Raw genomic sequence first — 8,991 nt, 5'->3', positions numbered from 1 at the left:
CCGCCCCGCCGTCGCGGCCCGGCCGCGCTACGCGCTGGTCGCCACCGCGTGCCTCGTCGCGCTGATCGCGCTGTCGCTCGCGTGGGAGCTGTGGCTCGCGCCGCTGCGTCCGGGCGGCTCCGCGCTGATGCTCAAGGCCATCCCGCTCGCGCTCGCGCTGCCGGGCGTCTGGCGGCGTAACATCTATACGATGCAGTGGGCGAGCATGCTGATACTCGTCTATTTCGCCGAAGGCGTCGTGCGCGGCATGTCCGATCGCGGGCTGTCCGCGACGCTCGGCTGGTGCGAGACCGCGCTCGCCGTCACCTTCTTCGTGGCGGCGCTGGCCTACGTCGCGCCGTTCAAGCGCGCGGCGAAAAAGTCGCGCGCCGCGTCCTGACCCTTAAGCGACAAGGTAATGATGTCCTCCGAAGCTTTCGTTTCCGCGTGCCGCGACGCGATCGGCGCCGACCACGTGCTGACCGACCCGCACGATACCGCGCCGTTCCTGACCGACTGGCGCCGCCGCTACAAGGGCGCCGCATGCGCGGTGCTGAAGCCCGCGAACACGGCCGAAGTCGCCGCGCTCGTCAGGCTGGCCAACGCACACGGCATCGCGCTCGTGCCGCAAGGCGGCAACACGGGCCTGGCCGGCGGCGCCACGCCCGACGCGAGCGGCAGCCAGGCCGTGCTGAGCGTCGCGCGCCTGAACCGCGTGCGTGCGCTCGATGCGCACAACAACACGATCACCGTCGAAGCCGGCGTGATCCTCGCCGAAGTGCAGGCGCGCGCCCGCGAAGGCGGCCGGCTGTTCGCGCTGAGCCTCGCGGCGGAAGGCAGCTGCACGATCGGCGGCAACCTGTCGACCAATGCGGGCGGCACCGCGGTGCTGCGCTACGGCAACGCGCGCGAGCTGTGTCTCGGGCTCGAGGTCGTGACGCCGCAGGGCGAGATCTGGGACGGGCTGCGCGGACTGCGCAAGGACAACACGGGCTACGACCTGCGCGACCTGTTCATCGGTGCGGAAGGCACGCTCGGCATCATCACGGCGGCCGTGATGAAGCTTCATCCGCTGCCGGCCGCGCAGGTCACCGCACTCGCCGCGCTCGAATCGCCGCACGCGGCGCTCGATTTCCTCGCGCTCGCGCAACGCGCGGCCGGGCCGCTGCTGACCGGCTTCGAGCTGATGTCGGACTTCTGCATGCAGCTCGTCGGCAAGCACTACCCGCAACTGCGCTACCCGTTCGCGCAGACGCATGCGCAGACGGTGTTGCTGGAGCTGTCCGACAACGAAAGCGAAGCGCATGCGCGCGCGCTGTTCGAGAAACTGATGGAAGAAGCATTCGAGGCCGGGCTCGTGGTCGACGCGGTGGTCGCGGAGAATCTCGCGCAGTCGCGCGCGTTCTGGGATCTGCGCGAGCATATCCCGCTCGCGCAAGCCGACGAAGGGCTCAACATCAAGCACGACATCGCGGTGCCGATTTCGTCGATCGCGCGCTTTATCGACGAGACCGACGCGGCGATCCAGCAAGCCGCGCCGGGCGCTCGGATGGTCACGTTCGGCCACCTCGGCGACGGCAATCTCCACTACAACGTGCAGATGCCCGAAGGCGGCGACCCGAAAGCGTTCCTGGCCGCGTTCCAGGCGCCGATCAACCGGATCGTCTACGACAACGTGCACCGCCACCACGGCACGATCAGCGCGGAGCACGGCATCGGCCAGTTGAAGATCGACGACGCGCAGCGTTACAAGTCGCCGGTCGAAACGGCGCTCATGCGCACGCTGAAGACCGCGCTCGACCCGCGCGGCCTGATGAATCCCGGCAAGGTCCTGCGCTGAAGCCGTCCACCCCGGAGCCCCGCCCGTGAAAGTCCGCGTCCTGTCCGACCTGCATCTCGAAAGCAACCTGCCCGACGCGATCCCGCATGCCGACGCGGACCTCGTCGTGCTCGCCGGCGACATCCACAATCACGCGGAAGGCCTGCGCTGGGCCGCCGAAACGTTCGACCCGGCGGTGCCGGTGATCTACGTGCCGGGCAACCACGAGTACTACGACGGGGAATTCGGCGCGCTGGAGACGGCGATGCGCGATGCGGCGCAGGCGCTCGACAACGTGCATTACCTGAACAACGACGTCTACGTCGATCCCGGGCAGCGCTTCCGCGTGCTCGGCACGACGCTCTGGGCCGATTTTTCGCTGTTCGGCAATGACGAAGCCAGCCTGGCCGGCTCGATCGAGGCCGGGCTGCGCGTGATGCTCGATTTCAAGGGATTGATCCAGGTGACGTGGCCGCATGACGCGGCACTGCATGCGGCGCCGGGCACGCCTGAGCGGGATTTCTCGCCGGCGGACGCGATCGCGCTGCATCGACGCAGCCGCGCGTGGCTCGAAGCGCAGCTCGCCACACCGTTCGCGGGCCAGACGATCGTCGTGACCCACCATGCGCCGCACCGGCGCTCGCTGGCGGCGCGCTACGCGGAAGATCTTGCGTCGGCGGGATTCGTGACGGACATGGCGGAACTCGTGCAGCCGCCGGTCAATCTGTGGCTCCACGGCCACACGCATACGTCATTCGACTATGTGGCGGACGGCGGCACACGCGTGGTGTGCAACCCGCGCGGCTACATCCACCGGCGCACCGGCGAACTGGAAAATGCCGCGTTCGCGTGGGACAAGGTCGTCGAACTCGGCTGAACGCCGGCCCGCGGGGCCGCGTTGCGCGGCCCCTGTTCGACCCGGAGCGTGACCAGCCGGATCAGCGGCCGGGACGGCGTTGCTCGCGCACCCGCACCGGCACCGGCTTCATCTGCGCCTTCGCCTTCATCGCGCGCAGCAGGTCGCGGGTCGCCGCGGCGGCCGCGGCCGCGCCCAGCAGGACTCCAAGGCCGATCATCAGGTGCGTATCCATTGCTACTCCGGGGTTGCGTATCTCGTTAATTCCCACAGTATCAAACTGTCTGACACGCGTTCGTAAAAAAATGTTGCGTGAAGGACAAATCTCGTCAGATTGCGGTCAGCCGCGCTGTCATGTCGCACGCGTGTACTGCTCGAGCGCGGCTTCGTCGGCGGCGAGCGTGGCCGGCAGTTCGTCGCGCAGGAAATCGACCCAGGTGCGAATTTTCGCGTCGAGGTACTGGCGCGACGGATACAGCGCGTAGATGTTCATCACGTGCGACCGGTATTCGGGCATCACACGCACGATGTGCCCGCTGCGCAGCCAGCCGATCGCCGAATAGAGCGGCAGACCGCCGATCCCCATCCCTTCCCGCACGGCCACCGCGAGCGCCTCGGCGACGTTCACGCGAAACGGCGGCGCCGTGACCGGCACGACCTCGTCGCCGTTCGGGCCCGACAGCGCCCATTCGTCGAAGTGAAAGCCCGGCGCGATCATCCCGAGGCACACGTGCTGCGCGAGGTCGGCCGGCCGCTGCGGCACGCCGTGCGACTCGACGTACCCGGGCGATGCGCACACGACGCTGTAGCTCACGCCGAGCCGCTGCGACACCAGCCCCGAATCGGGCAGATCGCGGCCGACGACGATCGCGACGTCATACCCCTCGTCGAGCAGGTCCGGCATCCGCTGTGCGAGTGTCAACTCGACATGCACGTCCGGATAGCGCTCGCGATAGCGCGCGATGGCCGGCACCAGATAGTGCTGGCCGAGGCTCGTGAAGCAATGAACCTTCAGCTTGCCCGACGGGCGCGCATGCGCGTCGCCCGCCTCGGCTTCGGCCTGGTCGACGTACGCGAGGATCTGCTCGCAGCGCTGCAGATAACGCTCGCCGGCCTCGGTCAGCGCGATCCGGCGCGTCGTGCGGTTCAGGAGTCGCGTGCGCAGGTGGGCCTCGAGATCCGAGACCGCGCGCGACGCATAGGCGGTGGTCGAATTCATCTGCTGGGCGGCCGCGGTAAAGCTTCCCGCGTCGACCACACGGACGAATACCCGCATGTTTTGTAACGTATCCATCCCATTACCCGTTTGAATCCGGACGGATTGTTGCACAGAGGCGAACAAGTATTGTCTCAGGATTCGTAAAAATGACTTGCACCCTTGTCCATTTATTCAGGAATCACTGAAAAATATAATCGCATCCGACTCATCTATATCCGAAAGGGAGAAAATCGTGCAGTCTCCGGCGACAAAAGGGACGCTCGCACTGGCGGTTCTTGCAGTCTCATTAATAATGGCCGGATGCGCGAGCATGGGCGACAACAAGCCGCAGTCGGCTCGCATCGAGGCGAACGCGCTCGACGCCGGCGCCGCGATCCGTGGAGCCGACCGTGACGCGGGCTGGCCGACGGCCGACTGGTGGCGCGCCTACCGCGATCCGCAGCTCGACGCCTGGATCGCCGACGCCCAGGCCGGCAACCCGACGCTCGCGGCCGCCGAGGCCCGCGTGCGCGAAGCGCAGGCAATGGCGCGCGTGGCCCGCTCGGCCGAGCTGCCGCAGATCAACGGCAACCTGTCGCTGATGCGCGAGCACTGGCCGGACAACGTGTATTACGGCCCCGGCCCGCTCGCGAACGCCGATACCTGGAACAACACCGGCACGCTCGGCCTGTCGTACCACCTCGACCTGTGGGGCAAGGACAAGAACGCGACCGAGCGCGCGCTCGACACCGCGCATGCGACCGCCGCCGACGCGCGTGCGGCCAAGCTCGAGCTCGAAGTCAACGTCGTGCGTGCGTACGTCGGCATGTCGATGAACTACGCGCTGCTCGACCTCGCGCACGAAACGTTCGAACGCCAGCGCTCGCTCACCGATCTCGCGCGCAAGCGGCTGCAGGCCGGCCTCGGCACGCAGCTCGAAGTAAGCCAGGCGGAATCGACGCTGCCCGATTATGAGCGCCAGATCGACAGCTACGAGGAAGCGATCCAGCTTGCGCGGCATCAGCTCGCCGCGCTGGCCGGCAAGGGCCCCGGCGCGGGCGATGCGATCAAGCGGCCGCAGCTGTCGCTCGACGCACCGGTCGGCCTGCCGTCGGCGATGCCGGCCGACCTGCTCGGCCGCCGCCCCGACGTCGTCGCGGCACGCTGGACGGTCGACGCGCAGGCGCGCGGCATCGATGTCGCGAAGGCGTCGTTCTACCCGAACATCGACCTGCTCGCGACGGTCGGCGGCTTCGGCGTGACCGCGCCGTTCACCGACTTCCTGCGCGCGATGAACGGCGGCTGGACGGCCGGCCCCGCGCTGTCGCTGCCGATCTTCGAAGGCGGCCGGCTGCGCGCGCAGCTCGGCGCGGCGAACGCCGGCTACGACCAGGCGGTCGAGCGCTACAACCAGACGATCGTCGGCGCGCTCAAGGACATCGCCGACCAGGTCGTGCGGATCCGTTCGCTCGATACGCAGAAAAAGGACGCCGCACGCTCGGTGGCCGCCAACGACCGCAGCTACCAACTGTCGCGCGAAGGCTTCCGCCGCGGGCTGACCGATTACGTGAACGTGCTGGTCGCGCAGCAGCAGTTGCTGCGCGCGCAGGAGACGGCCGCCCGCATCGATGCGGAACGCCTCGCCGCGCACGCGCAATTGATGGCCGCGCTCGGCGGTGGCGTCGAGACGGGTACGGACGTGCCACATGACGAATCCGCCGCCGGCGCAGCCGCGCCAGCCGCCGCGTCGGGCGCGAAGCCCGCGGCAGCCGTCGCCCGGCCCGCGCAAGTGGCCGCCGCCGGTGCGTCCGGCGTGCCGGCCGCACAGTAACGCGGAGCGACGCCATGTCAGCCTCCTCCCCCGCTTCCACACCCGTCGGCGGCCCATTCGCGGCCTGGACCGCCGCGTTCGGCGACTGGGCCCGCACCGACGGCGCCGCGTGGCTCTACCTGTTCAAGGCGCTGCTCGCGGCCTTCATCGCGCTCGGCGTGTCGATGCGGCTCGACCTGCCGGCACCGAAGACGGCGATGACGACCGTCTTCATCGTGATGCAGCCGCAAAGCGGCGCCGTGCTCGCGAAGAGCTTCTACCGGGTCGCCGGCACGATCTTCGGGCTCATCGCGACGCTCACGTTCGTCGGGCTGTTCCCGCAGCAGCCGCAGTTGTTCCTGCTGGCGATCGCCATCTGGATCGCGCTGTGCACCGCCGGCGCCGCGCGCAATCGCAACTTCCGCAGCTACGGCTTCCTGCTCGCCGGCTATACGACCGCGCTGATCGGCCTGCCCGCGTCGCAGCACCCGGACGGGGCATTCATGAGCGCGATGACGCGCGTCTCGGAAGTCATCATCGGGATCGTGTCGGCCGGTTTCGTCAGCGCGCTCGTGTTTCCGCAGTACACCGGCGAGCAGATGCGCACGACGGTGCGCAAGCGCTTCGGCAGCTTCGTGGATTACGTCGCGTCGGCACTGTCGGGCCAGCTCGACCGCGCGCACATCGAGACCATCCACACGCGCTTCGTCGCCGACGTGGTCGGCTTCGAGGCCGCGCGCAGCATGGCCGTGTTCGAGAATCCGGACACGCGCATGCGCAGCGGCCGGCTCGCGCGGCTGAACAGCGAGTTCATGAGCGCGTCGAGCCGCTTTCACGCGCTGCACCAGTTGATGAACCGGCTGCACGCGGCCGGTGCGCAGGCCGCGATCGATGCGATCGAGCCGTATTTCCGCGAAATCGCGCCGCTGCTCACGCGCCACGGCGAACCCGTGCGCACGTCGATCGACGCCGCGCACTCGGCCGAGCAACTGCTCGCGTGGCGCGATGCGCTGCCGCGCCGCATTCGCGCGACACGCGCGGAACTCGAAACGCAGCCCGGCTTCCCGCTGCTCGACTTCGACACGGCCGCCGAGCTGCTGTACCGCTTCATCACCGACCTGCAGGAATATGCGGCGACCTATGCGTCGCTCGCGACCGCGACGCACGAGCGCGAACGCTGGATCGAGCGCTACGAGCCGCGCACCAACCGGACGGCCGCCACGATCGCGGGGATCCGCACCGCGACGGTGATTCTCGCGCTGGGCTGGTTCTGGATCGAGACCGCGTGGCCGAGCGGCGTGATGCTGGTGCTGAACGCCGCGGCGACCTGCGCGCTCGCGTCGTCGGCACCGCGCCCGACCGCGATGGCGGCGCAGATGGGGATGGGCACGGCGCTGGCCGTTTGTACCGGCTTCCTGCTGACGTTCGGCATCTACCCGCGGATCGATGGCTTCTGGCTGCTGTGCGCGGCGCTCGCGCCATTGCTCGCGATCGGCATCTACATGACGCTGAAGCCGAAGCTCGCGGGCTACGGGATGGGCTACCTGATCTTCTTCTGCTTCCTCGCGGGCCCGGACAGCATCACGCACTACGATCCGATGAGCTTCATGAACGACGCGCTCGCGCTGCTGCTGTCGATGCTGGTATCGGCGATCGCGTTCGCGGTGCTGTTCCCGCCGACCGCGCCGTGGCTCAAGAAACGCCTGTTCGCCGACCTGCGCCACCAGGCGGTTGCGGCCTGCCATGCACGGCTCGCCGGGTTGCGCACGCGCTTCGAGAGCGGCGCGCGCGACCTGATGTACCAGGCGCATACGCTGTCGGCCGACCAGCCCGACGTGCAGCGCGACGCGCTGCGCTGGATGTTCGCGGTGCTCGAAACCGGCAACGCGGCCATCGACCTGCGCCACGAGCTGGCGACGCTGCCCTCCGAGCCGCGCTATGCGCCGACGACGTCGTGGCGACGCACGATCGAGACGATGCGCGCCGCGCTGTCGTCGCTGTTCACGCGGCCGGACGCCGAACGCTTCGACGCCACGCTCGCCGCGGTCAACGATGCGATCGACGCGACCCGGCAGACACTCGACGCGTTCACGCCGACGCGCGACGAGCGCCACCGGCTGCAGCGCATCCTGAGCCACCTGCATTTCGTGCGCACGGCGCTGCTCGATCCCGAATCGCCGCTCGCCGCGCTCAACCGCAACCGCCCCGTGCGTCCCCAACCAGGAGCCTCGTCATGATGCCGCGTGAAATCGCCATTCTCGATGCCTACATGCCCACGGTGGTGCTGATGTTCGCCCTCGGCGCGCTCGCGACCTGGGCCGTCGACCGCCTGCTCGCCTACACGGGCCTCTACCGTCTCGTCTGGCACCCGTCGCTGTTCCGGGCCTGCCTTCTCGTCTGCATTTGCGGCGGACTGAGTCTCGCCGTTTATCGTTGATTCCGAACCATCATGATTCTCAGAAAACTCTTCGGCTTCGTCGCGACCGCCGTCATCCTTCTCGTCGCGATTCTGATCGGGCGCTCGCTGTGGGTGCACTACATGGACGATCCGTGGACGCGCGACGGGCGCGTGCGCGCCGAGATCGTCAACGTCGCGCCGGACGTATCGGGCGCGATCGTCGAGCTGCCCGTGCATGACAACCAGCTCGTCAAGAAAGGCGACCTGATCATGCAGATCGACCCGTCGCACTACCAGATCGCGGTCGAGCAGGCGCAGGCGGCCGTCGCCGCCCGCCGCGCGGAACTGCAGATGCGCCGCGACGACGCGGCCCGCCGCGCGGATCTCGATGCGCTCGTCGTGTCGAAGGAAAACCGCGAGAACGCCGCGCACAGCGCGTCGAGCGCCGATGCGCAGTACCAGCAGGCAGTCGCCGCGCTCGATGCCGCGAAGCTCAACCTCGAGCGCACGCGCGTCGTCGCGCCGGTCGACGGCTACATCACGAACCTGCAGACGTTCAAGGGCAACTATGCGGTGGCCGGCCAGGCGAAGCTCGCGATCGTCGACAGCCATTCGTTCTGGGTCTACGGCTACTTCGAGGAAACCAAGCTGCCGCGCGTGAAGATCGGCGCGCCGGCCGAGATGCGGCTGATGAGCGGCGGCGTGATGAAGGGCCACGTCGAAAGCATTTCGCGCGGCATCTACGATCGCGACAACCCGCAAAGCCGCGACCTCGTCGCGGACGTGAACCCGACCTTCAACTGGGTGCGCCTCGCGCAGCGCGTGCCGGTGCGCATCAAGATCGACGACGTGCCGGCCGACGTGGTGCTGTCGGCGGGCACGACCTGCACGGTCATCATCGATCCGGACAAGCAGAAAAAGTCGTAAACGC

General features: G+C 68.4%; 9 protein-coding genes. 7 read left to right on the top strand and 2 right to left on the bottom strand.

What is annotated here, in order from left to right; genetic code table 11:
• Positions 1–34 precede the first annotated feature (34 nt).
• The 3 genes from FFS49_RS28345 to FFS49_RS28335 are packed head-to-tail and all read left to right on the top strand — an operon-like array spanning position 35 to position 2,675.
• Positions 35–379, top strand: a complete 345-nt coding sequence (locus FFS49_RS28345; protein WP_137951028.1) for a DUF2069 domain-containing protein — start codon at positions 35–37, stop codon at positions 377–379.
• Positions 380–397: 18 nt separating this feature from the next.
• Complete coding sequence (locus tag FFS49_RS28340; protein WP_105816797.1) at positions 398–1,819, top strand: FAD-binding oxidoreductase; 1,422 nt, start codon at positions 398–400, stop codon at positions 1,817–1,819.
• A 25-nt stretch (positions 1,820–1,844) separates the two neighbouring features.
• On the top strand, positions 1,845–2,675 hold the full coding sequence (locus FFS49_RS28335; RefSeq protein ID WP_105816798.1) for a metallophosphoesterase: 831 nt from the start codon (positions 1,845–1,847) through the stop codon (positions 2,673–2,675).
• Between the two features lie 61 nt (positions 2,676–2,736).
• Here the strand turns inward: FFS49_RS28335 and FFS49_RS42130 are convergent, their stop codons facing one another.
• On the bottom strand, positions 2,737–2,889 hold the full coding sequence (locus FFS49_RS42130) for a hypothetical protein (protein WP_163008969.1): 153 nt from the start codon (positions 2,887–2,889) through the stop codon (positions 2,737–2,739).
• Positions 2,890–3,006: 117 nt separating this feature from the next.
• Positions 3,007–3,948 (bottom strand): LysR family transcriptional regulator, encoded by a 942-nt coding sequence (locus FFS49_RS28330; protein ID WP_039347327.1) that lies wholly within the window; start codon positions 3,946–3,948, stop codon positions 3,007–3,009.
• A 157-nt stretch (positions 3,949–4,105) separates the two neighbouring features.
• On the opposite strand from FFS49_RS28330, the gene FFS49_RS28320 reads away from it, so the two are divergent.
• Genes FFS49_RS28320 through FFS49_RS28305 form a run of 4 tightly spaced genes read left to right on the top strand, consistent with a single transcriptional unit; the run spans position 4,106 to position 8,987 of the window.
• Positions 4,106–5,683 carry an efflux transporter outer membrane subunit gene (locus tag FFS49_RS28320; RefSeq protein WP_105816799.1) on the top strand — a complete coding sequence of 526 codons (1,578 nt, stop codon included), beginning with the start codon at positions 4,106–4,108 and terminating at the stop codon, positions 5,681–5,683.
• A gap of 14 nt (positions 5,684–5,697) precedes the next feature.
• Positions 5,698–7,899, top strand: coding sequence for an FUSC family protein (locus tag FFS49_RS28315; RefSeq protein ID WP_137909933.1), 2,202 nt, complete (start codon positions 5,698–5,700; stop codon positions 7,897–7,899).
• Positions 7,896–8,099, top strand: coding sequence for a DUF1656 domain-containing protein (locus FFS49_RS28310; RefSeq protein WP_039347334.1), 204 nt, complete (start codon positions 7,896–7,898; stop codon positions 8,097–8,099). The genes FFS49_RS28315 and FFS49_RS28310 overlap by 4 nt, the downstream gene beginning before the upstream one ends.
• Positions 8,100–8,111: 12 nt before the next feature.
• Complete coding sequence (locus FFS49_RS28305) at positions 8,112–8,987, top strand: HlyD family secretion protein (RefSeq protein ID WP_039347337.1); 876 nt, start codon at positions 8,112–8,114, stop codon at positions 8,985–8,987.
• The last annotated feature ends 4 nt before the right edge of the window (positions 8,988–8,991 follow it).

This window comes from Burkholderia sp. 4NA327C6 (assembly GCF_005502655.1).
GTDB lineage: Bacteria > Pseudomonadota > Gammaproteobacteria > Burkholderiales > Burkholderiaceae > Burkholderia > Burkholderia contaminans.
The sequence above is the reverse complement of the archived record's forward strand: the minus strand, read 5'-3'. Positions and strand labels throughout refer to the sequence as shown.